The organism is Bacillus basilensis, assembly GCF_050630465.1.
Taxonomy (GTDB): Bacteria; Bacillota; Bacilli; order Bacillales; family Bacillaceae_G; genus Bacillus_A; species Bacillus_A basilensis.
Genome location: NZ_JBNTQO010000003.1, coordinates 344,752 through 365,789, shown reverse-complemented (window position 1 = coordinate 365,789; position 21,038 = coordinate 344,752). Strand labels below are relative to the sequence as shown.

At 34.2% G+C, this 21,038-nt stretch carries 25 protein-coding genes; 11 read left to right on the top strand and 14 right to left on the bottom strand.

Annotated elements, in window-relative coordinates:
• Positions 1-31: 31 nt before the first annotated feature.
• From ACQVV1_RS08430 to ACQVV1_RS08415, 4 genes are all read left to right on the top strand, one after another.
• Complete coding sequence (locus ACQVV1_RS08430) at positions 32-1,825, top strand: response regulator (RefSeq protein WP_431168750.1); 1,794 nt, start codon at positions 32-34, stop codon at positions 1,823-1,825.
• A 281-nt stretch (positions 1,826-2,106) separates the two neighbouring features.
• Positions 2,107-3,384 (top strand): histidine--tRNA ligase, encoded by a 1,278-nt coding sequence (locus tag ACQVV1_RS08425; RefSeq protein ID WP_242254589.1) that lies wholly within the window; start codon positions 2,107-2,109, stop codon positions 3,382-3,384.
• Positions 3,385-3,545: 161 nt separating this feature from the next.
• Entirely contained in the window at positions 3,546-3,857 is a 312-nt protein-coding gene (locus ACQVV1_RS08420) for a hypothetical protein (RefSeq protein ID WP_431168749.1), read from the top strand.
• 258 nt (positions 3,858-4,115) lie between these two features.
• A complete protein-coding gene (locus ACQVV1_RS08415; protein ID WP_431168748.1) occupies positions 4,116-4,715 on the top strand; it encodes a hypothetical protein in 600 nt (199 codons plus the stop codon).
• Positions 4,716-4,774: 59 nt separating this feature from the next.
• Here ACQVV1_RS08415 and ACQVV1_RS08410 read toward each other — a convergent pair whose 3' ends face one another.
• Positions 4,775-5,155, bottom strand: coding sequence for a winged helix-turn-helix transcriptional regulator (locus ACQVV1_RS08410; protein WP_431168747.1), 381 nt, complete (start codon positions 5,153-5,155; stop codon positions 4,775-4,777).
• Between the two features lie 128 nt (positions 5,156-5,283).
• On the opposite strand from ACQVV1_RS08410, the gene ACQVV1_RS08405 reads away from it, so the two are divergent.
• Together ACQVV1_RS08405 and ACQVV1_RS08400 are read left to right on the top strand one after the other, a co-directional pair.
• Positions 5,284-5,964, top strand: a complete 681-nt coding sequence (locus ACQVV1_RS08405) for an NAD(P)H-dependent oxidoreductase (RefSeq protein ID WP_242254593.1) — start codon at positions 5,284-5,286, stop codon at positions 5,962-5,964.
• 160 nt (positions 5,965-6,124) lie between these two features.
• Entirely contained in the window at positions 6,125-6,406 is a 282-nt protein-coding gene (locus ACQVV1_RS08400; RefSeq protein ID WP_242254595.1) for a DUF1292 domain-containing protein, read from the top strand.
• 50 nt (positions 6,407-6,456) lie between these two features.
• Here ACQVV1_RS08400 and ACQVV1_RS08395 read toward each other — a convergent pair whose 3' ends face one another.
• The 6 genes from ACQVV1_RS08395 to ACQVV1_RS08370 form a co-directional block, all read right to left on the bottom strand.
• A complete protein-coding gene (locus tag ACQVV1_RS08395; RefSeq protein ID WP_242254596.1) occupies positions 6,457-7,548 on the bottom strand; it encodes a pyruvate kinase in 1,092 nt (363 codons plus the stop codon).
• A gap of 58 nt (positions 7,549-7,606) precedes the next feature.
• Positions 7,607-8,317 (bottom strand): hypothetical protein, encoded by a 711-nt coding sequence (locus ACQVV1_RS08390; protein ID WP_242254605.1) that lies wholly within the window; start codon positions 8,315-8,317, stop codon positions 7,607-7,609.
• 338 nt (positions 8,318-8,655) lie between these two features.
• Positions 8,656-9,414, bottom strand: coding sequence for an SDR family oxidoreductase (locus ACQVV1_RS08385; RefSeq protein WP_431168746.1), 759 nt, complete (start codon positions 9,412-9,414; stop codon positions 8,656-8,658).
• 56 nt (positions 9,415-9,470) lie between these two features.
• Complete coding sequence (locus ACQVV1_RS08380; RefSeq protein WP_431168745.1) at positions 9,471-11,129, bottom strand: putative ABC transporter permease subunit; 1,659 nt, start codon at positions 11,127-11,129, stop codon at positions 9,471-9,473.
• Positions 11,122-11,847: an ABC transporter ATP-binding protein gene (locus tag ACQVV1_RS08375; RefSeq protein WP_431168744.1), complete on the bottom strand. Its 726-nt coding sequence runs from the start codon at positions 11,845-11,847 to the stop codon at positions 11,122-11,124. Before ACQVV1_RS08375 ends, ACQVV1_RS08380 begins: the two co-directional genes overlap by 8 nt.
• Positions 11,848-11,936: 89 nt before the next feature.
• Positions 11,937-12,131: a hypothetical protein gene (locus ACQVV1_RS08370; RefSeq protein WP_063220914.1), complete on the bottom strand. Its 195-nt coding sequence runs from the start codon at positions 12,129-12,131 to the stop codon at positions 11,937-11,939.
• Positions 12,132-12,310: 179 nt separating this feature from the next.
• Between ACQVV1_RS08370 and ACQVV1_RS08365 the strand changes: the two genes are divergently transcribed.
• On the top strand, positions 12,311-12,670 hold the full coding sequence (locus ACQVV1_RS08365) for a DUF3796 domain-containing protein (protein WP_063220913.1): 360 nt from the start codon (positions 12,311-12,313) through the stop codon (positions 12,668-12,670).
• Positions 12,658-12,858, top strand: coding sequence for a helix-turn-helix transcriptional regulator (locus tag ACQVV1_RS08360; RefSeq protein WP_242254610.1), 201 nt, complete (start codon positions 12,658-12,660; stop codon positions 12,856-12,858). Before ACQVV1_RS08365 ends, ACQVV1_RS08360 begins: the two co-directional genes overlap by 13 nt.
• Before the next feature lie 78 nt (positions 12,859-12,936).
• Here the strand turns inward: ACQVV1_RS08360 and ACQVV1_RS08355 are convergent, their stop codons facing one another.
• Entirely contained in the window at positions 12,937-13,899 is a 963-nt protein-coding gene (locus ACQVV1_RS08355) for a tubby C-terminal domain-like protein (protein WP_242254612.1), read from the bottom strand.
• A gap of 176 nt (positions 13,900-14,075) precedes the next feature.
• Complete coding sequence (locus tag ACQVV1_RS08350; protein WP_242254614.1) at positions 14,076-14,783, bottom strand: YjjG family noncanonical pyrimidine nucleotidase; 708 nt, start codon at positions 14,781-14,783, stop codon at positions 14,076-14,078.
• Between the two features lie 328 nt (positions 14,784-15,111).
• On the opposite strand from ACQVV1_RS08350, the gene ACQVV1_RS08345 reads away from it, so the two are divergent.
• Positions 15,112-15,537, top strand: a complete 426-nt coding sequence (locus tag ACQVV1_RS08345; RefSeq protein ID WP_309260281.1) for a DUF1648 domain-containing protein — start codon at positions 15,112-15,114, stop codon at positions 15,535-15,537.
• A 95-nt stretch (positions 15,538-15,632) separates the two neighbouring features.
• On the opposite strand, the gene ACQVV1_RS08340 is transcribed toward ACQVV1_RS08345, so the two are convergent.
• Together ACQVV1_RS08340 and ACQVV1_RS08335 are read right to left on the bottom strand one after the other, a co-directional pair.
• On the bottom strand, positions 15,633-16,655 hold the full coding sequence (locus ACQVV1_RS08340; RefSeq protein ID WP_242254616.1) for a tyrosine-protein phosphatase: 1,023 nt from the start codon (positions 16,653-16,655) through the stop codon (positions 15,633-15,635).
• Between the two features lie 179 nt (positions 16,656-16,834).
• Positions 16,835-17,557: a GNAT family N-acetyltransferase gene (locus tag ACQVV1_RS08335; protein ID WP_242254617.1), complete on the bottom strand. Its 723-nt coding sequence runs from the start codon at positions 17,555-17,557 to the stop codon at positions 16,835-16,837.
• A gap of 123 nt (positions 17,558-17,680) precedes the next feature.
• Between ACQVV1_RS08335 and ACQVV1_RS08330 the strand changes: the two genes are divergently transcribed.
• Together ACQVV1_RS08330 and ACQVV1_RS08325 are read left to right on the top strand one after the other, a co-directional pair.
• Positions 17,681-18,520, top strand: coding sequence for a DUF2785 domain-containing protein (locus ACQVV1_RS08330; protein ID WP_242254619.1), 840 nt, complete (start codon positions 17,681-17,683; stop codon positions 18,518-18,520).
• A gap of 15 nt (positions 18,521-18,535) precedes the next feature.
• The gene (locus ACQVV1_RS08325) at positions 18,536-18,985 is read left to right on the top strand and encodes an NUDIX hydrolase (protein ID WP_242254621.1); all 450 of its coding nucleotides are present in this window, start codon (positions 18,536-18,538) and stop codon (positions 18,983-18,985) included.
• A 109-nt stretch (positions 18,986-19,094) separates the two neighbouring features.
• On the opposite strand, the gene ACQVV1_RS08320 is transcribed toward ACQVV1_RS08325, so the two are convergent.
• From ACQVV1_RS08320 to ACQVV1_RS08310, 3 genes are all read right to left on the bottom strand, one after another.
• Positions 19,095-19,349 (bottom strand): YbeF family protein, encoded by a 255-nt coding sequence (locus tag ACQVV1_RS08320; protein ID WP_242254623.1) that lies wholly within the window; start codon positions 19,347-19,349, stop codon positions 19,095-19,097.
• A 98-nt stretch (positions 19,350-19,447) separates the two neighbouring features.
• Positions 19,448-19,828: a VOC family protein gene (locus ACQVV1_RS08315; protein WP_242254625.1), complete on the bottom strand. Its 381-nt coding sequence runs from the start codon at positions 19,826-19,828 to the stop codon at positions 19,448-19,450.
• 61 nt (positions 19,829-19,889) lie between these two features.
• Entirely contained in the window at positions 19,890-20,930 is a 1,041-nt protein-coding gene (locus tag ACQVV1_RS08310) for an ROK family transcriptional regulator (protein WP_431168743.1), read from the bottom strand.
• Between the last annotated feature and the right edge of the window lie 108 nt (positions 20,931-21,038).

Genomic DNA, 21,038 nt, shown 5'->3' with positions numbered 1-21,038 from the left:
TAATCTTAAAATACAAGTAGGTGCTTAATTTATGTTCTCATTCACAAAAAAATGGATTTGGTATGACTGGATATTTGTGCTCATACGAACATTTTGGCTAACTGTTATCATCAGCGCTAATTTTATGTTTCCAACATCCATCCATACATCAAGTATGATTGTACTTTCTCTCACTTTTGTCGTTTACCTTGTACCATTAATTATTCGATATAAGAAAACACAATGGTACCCTGCATTCGATATTCTCACTGCAGGTTGTTTTTATCTTTACTTAGCATCCGTAGCTCCAAATTTACTTTGGTCTTTCATTTTACTCGTAATCATTATTGGACTATGTAGTAATCAAAAAAATTATATATGGAGCGGTATTTTTTGTGGATTTGTTTTTCCACTATTGAATGCTTGGATTGCCAACCGACCGCCATATGAACTAATCGTTAGTTGTAGTCTCGGTTTTGCCATTGGCATTTCTTTTAATATATTAATTCAGTATCATAAGCAATCTCGAATCATTGAAGAGCAAAAACTACTATTAGAACAACATATTAAAAGGATTGAAGAGCTTACTTTAATAGAAGAGCGTAATCGACTGTCACATGAACTACATGACACAATTGGTCATACACTTACTTCTCTCATCGCTGGTGTCACATCACTAAAATCATCAGTACCTGATTCACAGTTTGAACGAATTGATTCGCTTATCAGCATTGCTCAGCACTGTCTAAATGACATTCGAAAGCATCTACACGAACTATCTCATAATCCACTTAGTAATTCATTAAGTGAATCACTACAACAATTAACAGAAGAATTTATGAAATCTACAGGTACAACCGTTACATTTCGTGTGATTGGAAACGAGACTCTTGTAATGCAAAAAGTGAATTTTTGCCTATATCGTTGTCTTCAAGAGTCGTTAACAAATGCTGTTCGGCACGGTAAAGCTAGCAACATATCTGTTCAACTACATTTCGACGAACAACAACTTCGATTGCACATTGAAGATAACGGTATTGGAATGAAAGAAATTCAATTTGGCTTTGGACTCAATGGAATGAAAGAGCGACTTGAACAAGTTCAGGGGACATTATCGCTTCATTCTAATGTTGAACAAGGAACATTCATTGTTTGTAATATTCCATTGCAAACAAAATTCATACATGACATAATTCGCTTATTGGTCGTTGATGATCAGGCTCTTATTACAAATAGTTTAGAGCAAATTTTAGAACACCAAACTGATTTTATTGTTGCTGGTAAGGCGTATGATGGATCTGAGGCATTAAAATTATGTGAACAATTACAACCTGACATTGTACTAATGGACATTCAGATGCCAGAAATGAATGGTATTGAGGCTTTACTAGAAATGAAGCGACGTTGGCCTAATATAAAGATTGTTCTTATGACAACATTTGAAGATTCCTTACAAGCAGCAACTGCACTCGAACATGGAGCTGAAGGTTACATGTTGAAGTCTATTCATCCACAAGAAATGAAGGAAGCCTTGAAACTTATTTATAACGGTGGAACTTGGATTGACCAATCGGTTGCTACTCGTATTTTTGAAGAAATGAAACTTCAACGTGAGCAATTAGCGAAAATCAAATTAACTAAACAAACTTCTCCATATGGACTTACAAAACGGGAAATGGAAATTTTAGAACATCTATCAAACGGATTACGCTATAAATCCATTGCTGCTAAGCTATTTTTATCTGAAGGAACAATCCGTAATTACTGCTCAAATCTCTATTCAAAGCTAGGTGTTAACAATCGTGAAGAAGCGATAAAAAAGGCACGAACAGAAAACATCTTGTAGGCAATGTGAAATGAATACATTCCGCTTCAAAACTAAAAATATTGATAATTCAAAAATCACCTGATATAATTTGGAAAAACTTATTGTTAAGGAGAGATTTCTAATGCAAAATTTTAATACTTCTTTCCAACTTCATCATCATACGTAACGCCGTGTATCCGAAGAAAAATTTTTCTTCGTGGGTACAGGGCTTTTCCTGTTGACCCACGAAGCGTTCATAAAGCTATGTGGGTATTTTTATACCCGCATAGCTTTTTTTAATTTAAAAAGGAGTGATTACAATGGAAATGAAAAATGTAAAAGGAACGAAAGATTATTTACCAGAGGAACAAATGCTGCGAAATAAAATTAAAAGAGCTTGTGAAGACACATTTGAACGATACGGATGTAAACCGTTAGAAACACCAACGTTAAATATGTATGAACTTATGTCTTACAAGTACGGCGGCGGTGATGAAATTTTAAAAGAAATATATACGCTTCAAGATCAAGGAAAACGTGAGCTTGCGTTACGATATGATTTAACCATCCCATTCGCAAAAGTTGTGGCGATGAATCCGAATATTCGCCTCCCTTTTAAACGTTATGAAATCGGGAAAGTATTTCGAGATGGCCCTATTAAACAGGGGAGATTTCGTGAGTTTATTCAATGCGATGTTGATATTGTCGGTGTTGGGTCGGTCATGGCAGAAGCGGAACTTATGAGTATGGCGTTCGAACTGTTCCGAACGTTAAACTTAGAAGTAACAATCCAATATAACAACCGAAAATTATTAAACGGTATTCTCCAGTATAGTAACATCCCTACTGAGTTAACGAGTGACGTAATTTTATCATTAGACAAAATCGAAAAGATTGGGATTGACGGTGTACGAAAAGATGTATTAGAGCGCGGTATTTCTGAAGAAATGGCTGATACGATATGTAATACCGTATTATCTTGTCTAAAGCTTACAATTGCTGACTTTAAAGAAGCTTTCAATAACCAACTCGTTACCGACGGAGTAAATGAATTACAACAATTACAGCAATATTTAATCGCCCTTGGAATAAATGAAAATGCTATATTCAATCCATTTTTAGCGCGCGGCCTTACAATGTATACAGGTACTGTATATGAAATTTTTTTAAAAGATGGCTCGATTACATCTAGCATCGGTAGCGGGGGTCGATACGATAACATTATCGGAGCATTCCGTGGTGATAATATGAACTATCCAACAGTCGGTATTTCATTCGGTTTAGACGTTATTTATACAGCACTCTCACAGAAAGAAACTATATCATCTACAGCGGATATATTTATCATCCCACTCGGGACCGAATTACAATGCTTACAAATTGCCCAGCAATTACGTTCTACCTCTTCCTTAAAAGTTGAACTTGAACTAGCAGGACGCAAATTAAAACGTGCTCTTAATTATGCCAATAAAGAAAATATCCCTTATGTGCTTATTATTGGTGAAGAGGAACTTCGTACAGAAACTGTTGTGCTACGGAATATGAAGGAAGGTAGTGAGGTGAAGGTTCCCCTTTCTTTTTTAAGTAGTTATTTATAGTACGAACCACCCTCGTTTGGGTGGTTTTTCTATTTTATAGATAACCAACAATTAGTTTACATAACATTATTATAATCTATTAAAAACTACAAAAATACAATATCCAATTATCTATTATTTTTGGTAATATATAGCTATTAATGATTTTAGGAGGATTAACTTTGAAAACCTACATACAAGCACTAAAGTGGACTACAGGGATCTATCATCTTTTATTACTTCCTTGTTATTATGTATTTCCAAGTCTTGTTAACCTATATCGGATACCTTTACTACTATTGATTGCTTTACATATCCTTACTATTTTATTAGCTAAAAAAGAAGGCATGAATACGTCCCCTCATTATATAGGTATTATCGTTACGCTAGTTGCCTTTTTCCCTTATATAGTTATCGTTCTACATATGATAACAGCCTTTTTCCTTTTATTAGATGCGGCTTCTATGAATGCAAAAGAAGTGTATGATTCATAGCTGGATAAAATAAAACTTTAATCAGTAGAGTTTTGAATTAGGTTAGCAAATTGCAAAATCATCTCACACACCAAGCTTATTGTTAACACCCAAAAAGGATTTACTTTTTAAGTAAATCCTTTTTAAATTACTTTCCCTACTCAAGACTAATAAAAGAATATTCTGTTTTATTTTTATAAAATTCTAAATATTTACAATACAACTTAATTATCATACATTTTAGTTATGTAAAAAACTAAGTTTAAAGGAGATGAATTCATGCTTAAAAAATTGATAGTAGGTGCAGTGGTAGCCATTTCATCATTAACTGGGGGATTGGCATCAGTATCAGCCAGTACCGAAAAGGATTATTCGATTACCTCTTTTGAATATGTAACTGTAGATGAAAAGACTGTAGATTCGTTTAACAAATTGGGTGCTCCATCTAAAGAAGACATAAAAATAACTTTAGTTCTACCGAAACAAAATCAAAATGGAAACTGGTTATCTTATGGATTTTCGAGCAAAGAAAGTTTAGAATCTTTTATTGAAAAAGATAAACAAAGATTGAATAATACAATCACTCCCCTTGGGGTTGGCGGGAGCGGACCTAATAGTACAGACTTCTATGAACATGCAAATAAAGGTGGCGAGTATTTTTCTCATAGCAGCGGTTTTAAAAATTTGCCTCCTAGTTGGCAAAATAGAATTTCTTCCGTAAGTACAGCATCCCCTACTGCTAGCTATTCGACAACGCTATGGGAACGTACTTCAACTGAAGGATATGGAAAAGGTGTTGTTTTTAAACACGCTGATTGGTATGGTAAAACTGTAAACTTGAATGACTTCGCAATTTCAGCAGTTGATATTAAAAAGTAAAAAACATGGAAATAAAAGGTGTCTTCACATATGGAAAACACCTTTTATTTCTACAACTCTTAACTATTATTTTTCGTATTCCTACTCTCCAAAACTTTCTCCATATTATGAGTGGCCCACTCTATCATTAATAGAATCATTGGACGTAGTGATTCACCGAGCTCAGTTAATGAATATTCTACTTTTGGCGGCACTTCACGGTATACTTCACGATGTATGATGCCATCTGCTTCAAGTTCTCTAAGCTGAAGCGTTAACATTCTTTGTGTGATATTAGGTTTTAATCTTTTTAATTCATTAAACCGCTTCGTACCATCTAATAAATGATACAAAATTACCCCTTTCCATTTCCCTCCAATGACCTCGACCATCGCTTCCACTGGACAAGAATATTTATTTAAAAATGGGTAATTTATATTATTTTCGTTTGAACAATCCATAATAAATCCCTTCCCTTACCAATAGTATCTTTTTTGATACTATACCACATAAATGTGCGTACTTGTTTCTATGTTACTTTAAAAATATAATTTACTTACAAAATACATTAATGAAAAGAGGTACTTTTATGACAAATACAAAAGAAATTACAAAAGAGAAAATTATGGAGGCTTTTCATTTCAGACATGCATGTAAAGAGTTCGATCCTATGCACAAAATTTCAGAAGAGGATTTTAAATTTATTTTAGAAACAGGCAGATTATCTCCTTCTTCTTTTGGATATGAACCTTGGAAATTTATTGTCGTACAAAATAAAGAAGTAAGAGAGAAACTACAACCGTATTCATGGGGTGCTGGTGGGCAACTCGCAACAGCAAGTCACTTTGTCATTGTTCTTTCAAGAAACATTAAAGATATGCATTATGATGCAGAGTATATTAAATATATGATGAACGATATTGTTGGATTACCTGAAGACACGCAAAAAATTAGATATGAATTCTTCAAAAAGTTTCAGGAATCAGATTTCAACTTGTTACAATCCGATCGTGCTGTATTTGATTGGGCATCAAAGCAAACCTATATTGCTTTAGGTAATATGATGACGAGTGCAGCTCAAATTGGCATTGATTCTTGTCCAATAGAAGGATTCGATAAAGAGAAAGTAGATTCTTTACTTCGTCAAGAAGGCATTATAAAAGACGATAATCTTGAAGTGTCTGTTATGGTTGCCTTTGGTTACCGTAAAGAAGATCCAAAGCGTGATAAAACAAGACAGACTATGGATACAATTGTTGAATGGATTTAATAATATAGCACGCAATAAATAATGCTCCTCATTGCTGGATACTCATACGAAAGAAGTAGAATTTGATTTTTCTTATGTATGAAATTGATTTTTCATGGAAAGATATATTAGTATGTATGCAGTTTAAATACTCTATTTATTAGAGTCGAACAGGAGGAGAATGAATATGTCTGATATTGAAGTTGGCGAAGTGTTTACTCTTAGCGATGAGAATGATGAGGATCAGGAAGTAGAAGTACTTGGAGCGATGGATGTCGAAGGCGCTGAATATATTGCGGTTGCCTTTGTAGAAGACATTCAAACAGAATCTGAGGATGACATTGATATTTTCTTTTTAAAAGTAGAAGAAGATAATGAGTTTTCATACATTGAAAACGATGAAGAATTTGATAAAGTATCTGCTGCTTTTGATAAAATTTTAGATGAGCAAGAGCAAGAATAATATGAATGAAAAACACGAGGGCGGATGCATATCCGCCCTCTTTTTATTCATTACTCATCCAGAGATTCATGCAGCAATTCCAGTACATCTTTCATCGCAAAAGGACCGTCTTTTTTCACATGCTCAGCAAATTCAGCAACGAGACGTAATGTTCTTACACTTTCAATCGGATGCTCTCCTGACGCACTTTCAGCAGAAAGCATAACAGCATTTGTCCCGTCTAGTACAGCTTGAAACACATCCGTCACCTCAGCCCTTGTTGGAATAGAATGATCTACCATAGATTGCAGCATTTGTGTCGCAGTAATTACATATGTATTCGTTCGATTACATTCCTGAATCATCATTTTCTGCAAGAGCGGAATAAATTGGAACGGCAACTCTACTCCTAAATCTCCCCTTGCAATCATAATTCCGTCTGCTTCTTTACATATATCTTGAAAATTCTCGATTGCTTCCATCGTTTCTATTTTTGCAATTAAATTAGGAGCAGTTGCTTTATGCTCTTTTATAAAATCCCTTATTTCTTTTATATGGCTAGGTTTTCTCACAAAAGAACATGCAATAAAATCAACACCCTCTTCTAAAAGAAACTGAATATCTTTTTTATCTTTCTCTGTAATAGCTGGTAAACTAACGATTGCCCCTGGTAAGTTCACCCCTTTATGAGATGAGATATTACCACCTGTTTTCACCTTTGTTTCTATTTTATCCGTACTTACCTTTTCAACGATTAACTCAACTTCTCCATCATTCATTAAAATTCTACTGCCAACTTTCACATCATTCGTGATTCCTTCATAATCAACACTTGCTTCCCTATTACTCCCTGTAACTGGTTGCGTATGTAACATAAAAGAATTTTCCGCCTGAAGTGTAATTTGTTCTCCTTTTACTTCACCTAACCTTATTTTAGGACCTTGTACATCGCCTAAAATTTTAATAGAATCGTCTAACGATTTAACTAAACGAATGATATCTTTATGACTTTCATGCGTACCATGTGATAAATTCAACCGAACTATTTTCATACCATTGCTTATTAACTGCGCTAGCATTTCTTTATTATTACTTGCTGGCCCAATTGTACAAACTCGATCAATTGTCATATTTCCACCATCCTTTTTCGTTAGGATTCCCATAAACTTTAATTACACTCTCAACATAAAAAAGCCTACTCCCACAAGTAGGCTTTTGAAACTACGAAAGTTTCGTTAATAACTGATTTAAATCTTTTTTCGTTTTCGTCGTTAATGACTTCATTTTAGTAATATCTATCTTTTCTTTCTCCGCTCCTACAATTAATGGATACATACTTTGTCCAATTGTTTTATATTCAGCTGGGTGTGATGTTTCTAACTCTTTCTCGATTACATCCCACTTTGCATTAATTTGTTTTCCAAGTTTATTTACTGTTTCTAATTTCGGATTAGCAGCTAACTGCTTATCTAAGCTATCAACTAATGCAGCAACTTCTTTAACACTCGTTTTCACAGCTACACTTTTCTTCGGATCTTTCGTTGTTTTTCCGTCTGAATTTGTACTTGTACTTTGATCTGTTGTTTTCCCGCTAGTCGTTTGATCATTTGTTTTTCCTGTCGTCTCTTTTTCTTTTGTTTTTACATTCTCGTTTTGAGTTGACGTTTTACCGTTACTTTCTGTTCCTGATGATTCTTTCGTACTTTTTGCATCTTTATCTGTTTTTTCGTTTGAAGAAGTATTTGTTTCTTTGTCAGTATCTTTTGTTGTTTTTGACGCTTCATCTGCACTTGTCGTTTTTGATTCTCCTTCATTTTGCGCTGTTACTTGCTCCTTCTTTTCTGTCTCTTTATCTGCTGAAGGACTACAAGCTGCCATAGTAAGCATTGTACCAATTGTTATCGACGCGATAGCGACCTTTTTCATTTTCATATAAATCCCCCTATGTTTACTTTATTTATCCTCCCCTTTACGATTCGATTTCCTCTTAAAAAATCCCTTTTCATACGAATTACCATCTTTCCGACAGTAATCTTCATAATAATACGTACAAAAACTGATAAACCAATTTGAATATTCGAGTTTCTTCTACTTCATTTTTCTTCTCTGTAGTAAAAGAAAAAGAGTATATTGTCACATGAAGAATTACTATCTTCATATGACGATATACTCCCCTATCAAATTTTTATCTTTCTTGACATTTTATTTATACAAAAAAAATAAAATTTTCTTTCATTTTTTGTTTCTTAACATTTGTTAACATAATATATTTATGAGTAACCACCATTCGAATGAATGACTTGCCCAGTAATCCATTTTGCCTCTTCACTTACTAAAAAAGATATTAAGCGCGCAGCATCCACTGGTTCTCCTACTTTACCTTGCGGGAACTTCCATACTAAATGATGCTTCAGCTCCTCTGTAATCCATCCTGTATTCGTCGGTCCTGGATCAACAGCATTCACTGTAATCCCCTTCTCCATCGCAACTGGTGCTACTGATTTTGTAAATGCTTCAATTGCTCCTTTCGTTGCTGCGTATGCTAGTTCATCAGGCATTGGCCCTAGTGACTGTCCTGAAGTAAGATTAATAATACTTCCACTCGTCTTCAGTGCATAGTGTTCTATAAATAATGAACTTAATAACATAGTAGCCCGAACATTTACCGTATAATGTTTATCTAACTGTTCTACATTTAATTCTCCAATTCTCGTATGAGTAGCATACGCTGCATTATTAATTAAAATAGATGGATCACCTAACCGTTCTGATACCATATAAAACAAACGATTTGGCGAATACGACTGCGATAAGTTGATTTCTGCCATTTCACATCGAACACCGTAACTTTCAATCTCCTCTTTCAACAAAAAGGGCTCTTTGTCATTCATTCCCCACGGCATCGCTTTATCATACTGAGACCAGTACGTGAAAAAAATGTCTATCCCTTTTTGAGCAAGCACCTTGCATACAGCTGCACCAATTCCATTCAGACGAGTTGCCCCTGTTACAATTGCTATTTTCTTCACCTTTTCTCCTCCATCTATGGATAAATCCTCTGCACGAATACAGAGGATCTATCTTTTTATTCAATATTTGACAATATACGTTCTGCACCTAATTTTAAAATTTTAATAAAGATATAATTTACAATCGTAAACATTACAAATAAAACGATAAACATAACCCACAGTCCTACTTGAAGGAAGAAGTATAATAGACTTACTCCCGCTACAATAATTAAAGCTATTAAAATATTAGCTAAAAAATTCCACAAAGTTGTATAACGGCTCTTAAATAATTTCTGCTCTGTATCCCAATGAATATCTGCAGTTTGTGCATCCCAGCGTGTGCCAATTAAATTAATTAGCAATAAACCGTTCGCACTTAATAAGAACCAAAGAACCATAAATACTGGAGAAATCCCCGCTACAACTGCCATCGTAATACCGAATACTGCTAAAATAATCACATTAATTAACCAAGCAGTTATCGCTTTCGCTAAAAAGATATCTGAAGCTTTTACTGGTAAATAACGATTCACAAACCATGAACTTCCATCACGTGAAAATGACGTTGTTGCAATAACGTTACTTCCCATTAAAAATAGAGATGCACAAAGGCCTACACCAATTGCAAGCCCTGCTGATTTTGGGTTATCAATATATCCCGTGATCCATTTTAAATTCCCATCTTGCACGAATAAAACAAAGAACAACATAATCGGCATAACAAAAGTTTGTACAATGCAATTTAAGAAAAATTGTGGTGTACGGAATAACGTTTTAAATTCTTTTTTCACATACGCTTTTAAATGTGAACTTTGTACCGTAGATTTCTGTAAGCCTTCTGCTGAAATGACCTCTTTTTTTGCTGTACTCGTTGAAAGTCCAATAACCCCTTTTAAATATGTACGCTCTGCAATGTAATAAAACAACACAAAAAATACAAATGAAATAAGTGCAAAGATTATTACGTCTAAAGGTCCCTTCCAATTTGCATTTTCTACTAACGCCACTGCTCCAAAATATGTAGTTGGAAAATAATTCGTCATTTGTACTAAAAGAGAGGATTGATTATTCGCAAGATAACTCGCAATTGCATCTTCAGAAAACGCACTTTTATTTTTCCACTGCATAAATACGTTAATTCCTACAATAAATAGTATACTTACGATTCCGATAAATATATTGCCTCGATCTTTATTTTTCGCTATATTTGTATATCTCATGATTACTGTCATAAGTAACGAAGCTAATACTAACGGCACAATCGGGAAGAGTAAGTAAATCAAAATCATGTATATGTAATATGTAATAAATGCGCCACTTTTTAACCCGTACGTAATAAAGATTGGTAATAAAATGAATGAACTCATTACGTATTGTGTAATTAATACTGTTAAAAATTTTGCCGAAATAATTTGCGCTGGTTTTAATGGTAATGGTAGTAACATTTCAATGTCATTGCTGTAATAAAATACAGTTAAAATGTTCGTAATACTCATTAAAAACACCCATATACTCGCAATCGCAAGTCCCATTGCGATAATCATTCCTGGGTCTTGCCCTAATTGTTTCGTTCCCTCATACATTGCGTGCGTTATAGAACCAAACATTAAAAAGCCAACAAATAAAATAGCTGCAAATGAAAATACATACGCCCAGCGCTTCTTCTTATCTGTTATGAAATCTGCATAATTTAATTTCAATAATACTTTCGTTAACGTCCAAATTTTACTCATTGCCCGTCATCTCCAAGAACATTTTTTCAAGTGATTCATTGGATTTAAAATGATCTCTCATTTCATTTAAATTTCCTTTAAACTGCAAATTCCCCTTATTAATAATCGCAACGCGGTCACATATTTTTTCTGCTACTTCTAATACGTGTGTAGAGAAAAATACAATCTTTCCTTTATCCGCATGCTCTCTCATCATTTCTTTTAAAATATATGCAGATTTCGGATCAAGCCCTGTTAACGGTTCATCTAAAATCCATACATCTGGCTCATGCACGAGCACACCAATAATAACAATCTTTTGTCTCATACCGTGTGAATAACTTTGAATTTGATCAGATAACACATTATAAAGATCAAATTTCTTTGCTAAAGACTCGATTCGTTCTTGGCGTACTTCTTTCGGCACTTCATACATATCTGCCATAAAGTTTAAATATTCAATTCCCTTTAATCGTAAAAACATATCTGGGCTATCTGGAACATAACCAAACGTCCTTTTCGCTTCCATCGGATTTTTCATAATATCTTTACCGTTAATCGTAATCGTTCCTTTGTCCACCCCATGAATACCAGTAATCATCTTAATTGTCGTTGATTTACCGGCACCATTCGGTCCTAAAAATCCAAAGATTTCTCCGCTAGGCACAGATAAACTTAAATCTTTTACTGCATAGGTAGACCCATTATAACTTTTTGACACATTCGTAATCTCAATCATTCCATCCAATCCTTTCCTTAATTACCAAATAACTATATTGATATTATAGCATACTTCTATTTTAAGATTTTTGTATCTTTTCAGTTTTTTCACCCTTTAAAATAAATATACAAGCCTAACCCAACGATTAAAACGACAGCTAGTAGAATATAAATCATTGTAAGGCGTTTAATATTTCCCTTTGTCGCTTTACTATAATTTGCATCACCATTTCTTCCAATTAATACCGTCGCAACTACAGTAATCACTACAAGTAACACAACAATCATGATCCAAGTTAGCATCTCTTCCTCCCCCTCCTTACAACCATTTTACAATATTATCCTCTTTATTTCGCAGCATATTTCCTCTTTTTACTATTATTATGAAAAGAATTGGAAAACTATTATTACTATACATTTCCACATATGATATATTTATAACATAACGTGATTTATTTCTAACATCGAAAGGAGAATCTATCGTGAAAACAACTTGGATAAAATATTTAGGATTTCTCGGTTTCTTCGGTTTCCTCGGATTTTTTTATGAAAAAGGATTGTTTACTCTGTTCTGTTTCTTCTCCTTTTTCACAACGTATAGAACGGTTCAACACGATGAACTATTTGAACAAATCGTCAATAAATCGTGCCGTAATGCCTTTATCGTTACATTACTAACTACCGCTATTATTATGTTTATTGAAATGTTAATTCCAAACCTGACGCTACAAGAGATTGATATCGCTCTTATTTTCGGCACACTCATTCTTACGTTCGGCTTCTCTATGTTCTTTTACGATAAACCTGTTGATGAAATGGAAGATGCGCCATGGCGTTCGTAACGAGAATAAAAGAATACCGCGCCAAATTGAACATGACCCAAGAAGATTTAGCAAAGAGCGTTGGTGTACGTCGTGAAACAATTAGCCACCTTGAAAAAGGAAAATATAACCCTTCCTTACAACTCGCTCACAATATAGCGAAGGCACTTCATAGTACGATTGATGAGATTTTTATTTTTGAGGATTAATTGAGGACACAAAATCACCAGAACCACATAAAAAATACCGGCACTCTTCCCGTGAAGAATACCGGTATTTTTCATTTATCACCCATACAAAACCGCATGAAATACGCTTAACAGTAAGTATTGATCTTCTATATAATCCTCATCATACACATTCATCTCGATATCATACATATCTTCCTCAAGACGAATATTCCAATCTGCAATTACATAGCCTTTTCGTAATAACTTTCCCATTCCAAAAGAAGTTTTGTGAACAACATATTCTTCTCTCTTATATGTAAAGGTAAATAAGAAATTTGCATCCAATAACTTTCCGTCACATACAAGTATTTCATGCTCTGCATCATTATTGTCTTTGTACGTTACTAAAATCCTTCTTTGACGCTGCCTACTTACATCCTTTGCAATGACGCGAATATTGTCCTTACTATCCTTTATTTCATAAATAATATTACTACCAACTTTTGGAATGAAATCTAGCACTCTCATCAACGTATTTTTATAATAGCCCCGTACTGCGCCTACTTGTTTGCTTTCATTATAAACCTCTATCGATGTCGTATCCGCTTTACTATCACACAGTCGTTTATAAGAAAGCTGCATTATCCGCTCTCCTCTTAAGTACTGATCAAACGTCACAGGATATTCTATCGCACGCAGTTCCTTATTTAGCTCATATAAATAGCGTTGAACGCTCTCTACTAATGTTGTAGTAGAGATACTCTCCTGAAGTTCAAATTGTTGCCAACTGGAATAAATCTTCCACTGATCGTCTTCTTCATAAAAGAAACCAAGAATTACCTCATCACGGTCAGTCGTTTCATAATTCATTTGTACGTTCTGTCCATGTTGAACTTGTTCCATCCACTGTCCTAAATAAATGCCGAGTTCTGCGACCTTCATGCATGATTTCTGTAAAAGTACTCTGTCACCCACACAAATCGTTACATCTCCTTCGATAAAGCCCTTTGAATAAGCATCATACTGTGGCTCATCCTTCTTCGGGAGACTTTTGTCTAACTCAAATAAAAATGTTAACATCCTTTATTCACCTCTAGTTGTTACACAGCTCTTTCCTATATTGACCGGAGCAATTTAAAATATATCAACGATTTTTCAAATATATCTATCGTAACTCAAATTATATCAACGATTTTTTCGATATATCGACGATTCGACAAAGAATATCGACTTATCAACAAATCTCGACAACACTACTATACGGTCACCTTTTCTCGTGCTGCTTCCACAATCTCCATAATACGAAGCAGACTCTCCACTTCATAAGTCGGCTTAACACTCGTCATGTTCTCTTTCAAACTCGGATTATACCAACACGTATCAATACCGTAATCTTCTCCGCCTTTCATATCAGAAGTTAGCGAATCTCCAACCATTAGTACGCTTGATTTATCCGTAATCCCAAACTTTTCAAACGCATAATCAAAAATCTCACGTGCTGGTTTTTGGTGGCCGACTTCTTCTGAAATAATAATATGCTCAAAGAAGTTGCTTAAAGGTGAATTTCCGATTCTAGATTGTTGCACTTTTGTATACCCATTCGTAATAATACCTAGCTTGCAATCTTGTAGATTCTCACATAATTGCACTGCACCTTCAATAAGATGTACTTCTTTCCCTAAGTTTTCAAGATATACGTCACTAAATTGCTGCGCATCTACTTCTATATTATAAAGTGCAAATAATTGTCTAAATCGATCTACCGCTAATTCACTTAGCGTAATCATTTTATTTTCTAAATCTCTCCATAGGCCATTACTAATCTTTTTATAACTTGCAAGATAATCATTATACCCTGTTGGCATACCAAACTGTACAAAAGCGTTATGTAATGCGTTTCTTTCCGTTTCAGGAAAATCTAATAATGTATCATCTACGTCAAATAATATAACTTTATATTTCATTATGCTCTCCTCAACTAATACGTTATTTACAACTTTTAGTTTCTCATTAATTGTCCCTCAAGTCGAACGTTTTGTTTTTACGACCAGCAATCTTATATTTGTTTAAGACGCACGAGTCATGTTATTCAAAAATAATTAATTGTGAAAATACTATAAATTTGAGATAATTTGGATAATGGGTTCAAACTTTAAACAGGCAATACAGGAATTGTATTACTACAGTTACTTTAGAAGGAGGCTGAAAAATATAGTAAATTCATGGGAAAGACCTAAAATAAAAATCCCAAAAACTAAAAGCAAATGGGTTGGAGATATTATTGGATATTCATTGTTCTTTGGATCAATCATTTTTTTGATTATCATTTGGGGAAGATTACCTGAGGAAGTGCCCGCACATTATAACGCATATGGAGCTGTAGATCGCTGGGGATCAAAGTGGGAACTTTTACTTCTACCAGGAATTGGGGCATTCATACTCCTTCTCATGCAAACTTTAGAAAAGTTTCCAGAAGTTCATAACTACCCAAAAAGATTTAACGAATCGAATGCGAAGCAGTTTTATTTAAATAGCAGAAAAATGCTTAATCAATTAAAAAATGTCTGTTTACTTATATTTGCTTTCATCCAATTCGAAACAATTTCAATAGCTTTAGATTGGAGCGGCGGTTTTGGAAAATTATTTTTACCGATATTATTAATTTGGACAGCTATTCCCATTATTATAGGCATAATAAGGCAACGAAAAATTTCATAATGCGGACAACGATATTCGGTTATCCATGATTTTATGGAATAACATGATATCAACAATAAGAAAAGGAGGCTAATCCACATCAGCCTCCCTCCCCATTATTTATCCTCTAACAATAACTCTTTCATTTCCTCTAACGACTCTTTCGTAAAGCCTAAAGCTTTTTCAGCATACGCTTCAACTGAACCGTATTGCTTTTTAACTTCATCAATCGCAGCTTGCAAATATTCAGCGCGTGCTTCAAACATTGCACCTAATATTGCTCTGCTCTCATCGTTTTGTAGTTTTGCACCTAAAAAGGCCATCATTTTCTCATTTAACTTTTCACGGAAACCGTTACTTAGTAAATAATCTTCCATTACTGTTTTCTCTGGTACACCTAGTAAAAGTAATAATAATGCTGACCCAAATCCAGTACGGTCTTTTCCAGCTGTACAGTGATTTACTAACGGTAAGTTTTCCGGGTTTTGCGCCAGTTTTAAGAAGCTCACGAATGCTTCATTACCACTTACGAAATCTTGATTCATTTTCACAAGGTATTCGCCTGGTTTCCCTAACATAGAAAGGTCACCAACTTGGAAAAACTCATTTATGTTCAAGTCTTTCGCTAATTCTTGCATAACTGGTAAACAGACTTGACGAGCACCTGTAATCTCCGGGTTCGGCTTATGTTTCACTTCAAAGTCTGTACGATAGTCGCAAATTAACTTTAAGCCAGACTTTTGTAAATACTCAATATCCCACTCTGTTAATCCTGCTAGCTCTTCTGAACGGTATAATTTGCCCCATTTCACTTTACGGCCTTCTGTCGTTTCATACCCTCCCATATCACGGAAGTTAAACGCACCTTGTAATGGTAATCTACGCTCAGCTACTGTCACTGCTTGTCCATTACTACCTACTAGTCTAAAATATGGACGCTCAGTTTCACTTAAATTTTCAATTGTATATGATGATTCTCCATTTACTGTTGCAAGTAATTCTCCATTTTCTTCAATATGATCTGGTGAAGTACTCCAATAAATGCGAACTTCTTCTATATTATTTTCCCACTTTATATGTAACGTATTATTTTCATTTCTTTCTACAGCTGCTTGTAGCCAATGTCTTTGCTGCTCCATTCTTTCACCAACGCTTTCTTCGTATAGTCTAACCCTTCTCTATTGTATTATAGGAAAGCATACTTTGTCGTTTCGATTTTTCTTTTTATCTTACAAACAAGCAAAAAGTTCTTTTACTTGTTCAAAATTTGTACACGGATTTCCTCGAAATGAGTTCAAGAGAGTACCTTATTCATCCTTTAAAACTTTCTTACATACCGCTCAGTTGAACTAAGCAACTTACATCCATTCTTATCAAAAACATCCTTCATCCACTCATTTTGTACATTTGCCTCACCAATATAATAAGAGGCACCTATTTCCTTTAAGACAAACATTGCACCTGTAAAGAATGCTGCTTCATACCCTTTATTTCGCATATTTGGAGTGACTGCGAAATACATTAGTTTTCCTTCTTCTAACGTCCCCTTTTCAATATGCGGGATTACAATTCCTATCGGCTCTTCATCGATACTCGCTGTTAAACAATGTTCTTTCCATTGCTCACCAATTTCCTGTAGCATCATATTTACAAATTGATCGTAAGTGACTTGTTCTTCCGTCATTTCACTCCAAAGAGAATAAAAAGTATCTTCTCCTACTTCTTCAATCAGTTTAAAATCAATATCACTTTCTACATCTTCTACTTCGTATATATCCTTAAATACGATCATGTTTTCAGTAACATATTCAAAAGAATACGTTTCGAAGCATTTTTTATACATATCATAATTTGGGCTTTTTGAAGAAATCTCAAAATGCAAGTTTTCTATCCCCTCTTTTTCAGCCTCAGCAACGCAATATTGCACCATTTCCTTTAATTGCTCTTCTGTGAAAATCTCTACATTATTTTCTTTTATCATGATAGAAGAAGCATTTCTTCTAATTTTAAAATGTTTTTCTAACTGTTCTATAGTCATCATATACTTCCCTCATCTATGTCTTACTCGAATTTCTACTTGTTCTCCTTGCATGAGCAGGATTGTCCTTGAATATATAGAATACTAGAAAACATCGCATCTTTAAAGTGCGGAGGAGGTTCTCCATTGGATATTACAGCGCTGCAACAACAGTTAGAGCTTATACAACAAAATGACTATACGCAACTGCAACATATAGATATAAATGAGTTAACGCTCCATATGCTTCAGTTTATCGGAACGACTGATAGTTACGTTCGTTACCAACTTATATATAAATGTTTTGCACATTTCATTCATCATGAATTCCTTATGGATGATCAACTAAAATTACTGTTGCAAACTTGTTTAAGTGATGAGTATTTATATTGTGACATTTACTCCCCACATACAGATGGGGTTTTCACACGTTCTTACACTGTTTCGTTAATTGCGTTAATACTCCAATTCGCTAATTCGCACTACTTTTTTACAGAGGAGGATATCGAAGAAATAAAAAACAAACTCATTACATACACAAACTTAGAAACAGATTTTCGAGGCTATATTGAAAATAAAGGATGGGCTCATTGTCTTGCCCACGTATCTGATGCCTTTACTGAAATTGTTCATAATTCTTATACGACCTTTGAATGGTATGAAGAATTAATTCATTGCTTATTAAATAAAATCTTCATTCCATCTGACCTTTTTCATAATAACGAAGATGAACGAATTGTTACGCCATTACTAGCAATGCTGTATCATGACTTCCCGCAAGATGAGTTAATTTCTATTATTTATAAAAAAATAAAAAGGCTTCCTCAAATTAGAAAACGCCTTTCGTTAAATGAATATTGTATTTTATGCGCCAACATTAAAACCTTTTTACGCACATTATTTTTTAGAATGAAAGATGATCATAACTTAGCTTATGCAGCACGTAAAACAGAAAGAATGTTAAAGGAACTGCCAAATTATTATTAAATGTAAGGAGAAAATATGGGTTATATCGGAGACATGAGAAATTTAGTAGGAAATCATCCACTTATTTTAATAGGTTCACACGCCATTATATTAAATGAAAAAAATGAAATATTACTGCAGCTCCGCACAGACTTTAACCGCTGGGGAATTATTGGCGGCGCCTTAGAATATAACGAAACGTTAGAAGACGCGTTACAGCGAGAAGTATATGAAGAAACTGGACTTATTATTAAAAATCCAGAACTATTCCGCACATACTCAGGACCAGATTACTTTCAAATCTATCCAAACGGCGATCAAGTACACGGTGTACTCGTTGTTTATATTTGCCGTGAATTTCATGGTGAACTTAAATGTGATCAAGCTGAGTCAAAAGAATTGCGCTTCTTCCCGCTTGATAAATTGCCTATTACTCTTCATCCAGTTATTAAGCGTATTATTAAGGAGTTTCAGCACTCCAATTAACAAATGTTACATATTTTATATAGAAATAAAACAACCTCATTTCCCGTCATGATAACGCGAAATGAGGTTGTTATCGTTCACCGTAAATCCCTATTTCCCCAAAATGATATTAACGTTCTCTTTCTACAACTTTATATCCCTTTATAAAAAGTATAGTTATATAAGAAATAATGAATGAAAAAATAGTATACATGCCAACCCAAAAGAAAAATGCTGGATTATACACTGTAACATTTAACATAAGAAAAATAAGAAATGTTACCATTGGCATCACGTAAAATGTACCTACTTTATATGTCACAGCTATTGAAAAAATACAAATAAGCAATGGATATATACAGAAAATCAAAATTGGCTCACTCAATGGTATGTCCCCCTTTCTGAAGAAATAATAGATTTCTTATAATCGTTTTGGGGAACAACAAAGTTTTATAGTTTTATTCGTTATTAGTAAATAAAATGTTAGATCGTTATCTCAATCTGATTTCCTTCAGGATCACTTACTACACTTTCATAGTAACCATCCCCTGTAGTACGCGGGCCGTTTAACAGGGGGTATTCTGCTTCTCTTAATGTATTAGTTAATTCGTTCACTTTTTCTTTACTACCTACAGAAAAAGCAATATGCGCATATCCTATTGTTTGTGTTTGTACTTTCTCGTCTATCCCTACCTGCTTCATAAGTTCTAGACGCGCACCGCCTTCAAAAGTTATAAAATAAGATTCAAACTGCTTTTTCGGATTGTGATATAAGCTATTTTCTTCACCATTAAAGTACTGTTTATAGAAATCACGCATTCCTTCTAAATCATTCACCCAAATTGCTACATGTTCAATTTTCATAATCAACACCTTTTCTTTTATGTTATTCAACTGACAATTGGATGCTTCATTGCCAGCACATTTAATTTTCTTTATTTGTTCTCGTAATTATAAGATCAAGTCCAAGACTTTTTAATCCGTATAAATAATCTTCTTTCCAATTACTCGCTGTTATTTTCGGAATATGTTCTGCCGGAATGTACTTCGGACAACTTTTTACAATTTGATCTATTACAAATTGGTTCACTTCATCATCACAGAAGATGAATCCATGAGGGTTAATAATAGCTATATATGTAGCTATTAAACGAGTAATAGCATCTATATTATATTCCTCTGGATTATTAGAACTTTCAACTTCGTCTCCACTTCTCAAAGCTTGCAAGAAATTTTTATTATCATATTGCGGAACAAAAGATATCTCTCCTGAGAAAAACGTACTTCCGCGTACAACATCTCCATTTACCATAATCCCCGCACCTGGGCCATTTTGACCTGAATACAAATATACAAGTGAGGAATTTTCATTGTTTCCAGTATTTTTATGATAGCCGAGTACTGCAGCATTCATATCGTTTTCTATTACTACTGGTATAGAAAACAGTTCCTCCAAGTGGCTTTTCAAATTAAAATTTTGGAACTTTTCATATCCAGGAATATAAAAAATACGACCATTATCGACCGAACCAGGCACACCAATTGATATAGAGCTTATTTTCGGGAATGTAGCGATAAGACCTTCAATATGTTTAGATAATAGATTTACTCCCGTATCAATTAACATACTTGAAGTACTTCCTTGTTCTTTTACTTCCCCTAAACAGTTAAAAATTGTATAGTTTGTCTCATTTTTTTCTAAAAATATCGCTAAACCGAACATATATTCTGGATTATATTCATATCGTTTCGCTCTTCTTCCACCACTTGAATCATCTAAACCAGCTAAAGTGACTTCACCATCTTGTTTCATTTTTTCTATAAATTTACTTATCGTTGGAAAACTGATTTCTAATGTATTACTAAGTTCAACTTTCGTTGCACTACCTCGCTCCAGAAGAACTGTACGAATGCCGCGAAGGATTGTCTCTTTAATCGATTTTTGAGTAACAAATTGTTCACTCAAATCGCTCACCACCTTAATCAACATACTTATTAAACACTTTTAATAAGTTGCGTTGACAATATATCATACATCATTTTCTAAAGCAATAGAGATGATATATTTCTACTA

Bases quoted from the DNA above. Each gene is read 5' to 3' on its own strand.
- ACQVV1_RS08410 (WP_431168747.1), bottom strand. From the start codon at position 5,155: ATGGATTGTTCAAACGAAAATAATATAAATTACCCATTTTTAAATAAA.
- ACQVV1_RS08415 (WP_431168748.1), top strand. From the start codon at position 4,116: ATGCTTAAAAAATTGATAGTAGGTGCAGTGGTAGCCATTTCATCATTA.
- ACQVV1_RS08355 (WP_242254612.1), bottom strand. From the start codon at position 13,899: ATGTTAACATTTTTATTTGAGTTAGACAAAAGTCTCCCGAAGAAGGAT.
- ACQVV1_RS08400 (WP_242254595.1), top strand. From the start codon at position 6,125: ATGAATATGTCTGATATTGAAGTTGGCGAAGTGTTTACTCTTAGCGAT.
- ACQVV1_RS08350 (WP_242254614.1), bottom strand. From the start codon at position 14,783: ATGAAATATAAAGTTATATTATTTGACGTAGATGATACATTATTAGAT.
- ACQVV1_RS08370 (WP_063220914.1), bottom strand. From the start codon at position 12,131: ATGCTAACTTGGATCATGATTGTTGTGTTACTTGTAGTGATTACTGTA.
- ACQVV1_RS08425 (WP_242254589.1), top strand. From the start codon at position 2,107: ATGGAAATGAAAAATGTAAAAGGAACGAAAGATTATTTACCAGAGGAA.
- ACQVV1_RS08315 (WP_242254625.1), bottom strand. From the start codon at position 19,828: ATGAAAATTGAACATGTAGCAATTTGGGTGAATGATTTAGAAGGAATG.
- ACQVV1_RS08430 (WP_431168750.1), top strand. From the start codon at position 32: ATGTTCTCATTCACAAAAAAATGGATTTGGTATGACTGGATATTTGTG.
- ACQVV1_RS08380 (WP_431168745.1), bottom strand. From the start codon at position 11,129: ATGAGTAAAATTTGGACGTTAACGAAAGTATTATTGAAATTAAATTAT.
- ACQVV1_RS08335 (WP_242254617.1), bottom strand. From the start codon at position 17,557: ATGATGACTATAGAACAGTTAGAAAAACATTTTAAAATTAGAAGAAAT.
- ACQVV1_RS08360 (WP_242254610.1), top strand. From the start codon at position 12,658: ATGGCGTTCGTAACGAGAATAAAAGAATACCGCGCCAAATTGAACATG.
- ACQVV1_RS08395 (WP_242254596.1), bottom strand. From the start codon at position 7,548: ATGGGAATCCTAACGAAAAAGGATGGTGGAAATATGACAATTGATCGA.
- ACQVV1_RS08375 (WP_431168744.1), bottom strand. From the start codon at position 11,847: ATGATTGAGATTACGAATGTGTCAAAAAGTTATAATGGGTCTACCTAT.
- ACQVV1_RS08340 (WP_242254616.1), bottom strand. From the start codon at position 16,655: ATGGAGCAGCAAAGACATTGGCTACAAGCAGCTGTAGAAAGAAATGAA.
- ACQVV1_RS08390 (WP_242254605.1), bottom strand. From the start codon at position 8,317: ATGAAAATGAAAAAGGTCGCTATCGCGTCGATAACAATTGGTACAATG.
- ACQVV1_RS08405 (WP_242254593.1), top strand. From the start codon at position 5,284: ATGACAAATACAAAAGAAATTACAAAAGAGAAAATTATGGAGGCTTTT.
- ACQVV1_RS08325 (WP_242254621.1), top strand. From the start codon at position 18,536: ATGGGTTATATCGGAGACATGAGAAATTTAGTAGGAAATCATCCACTT.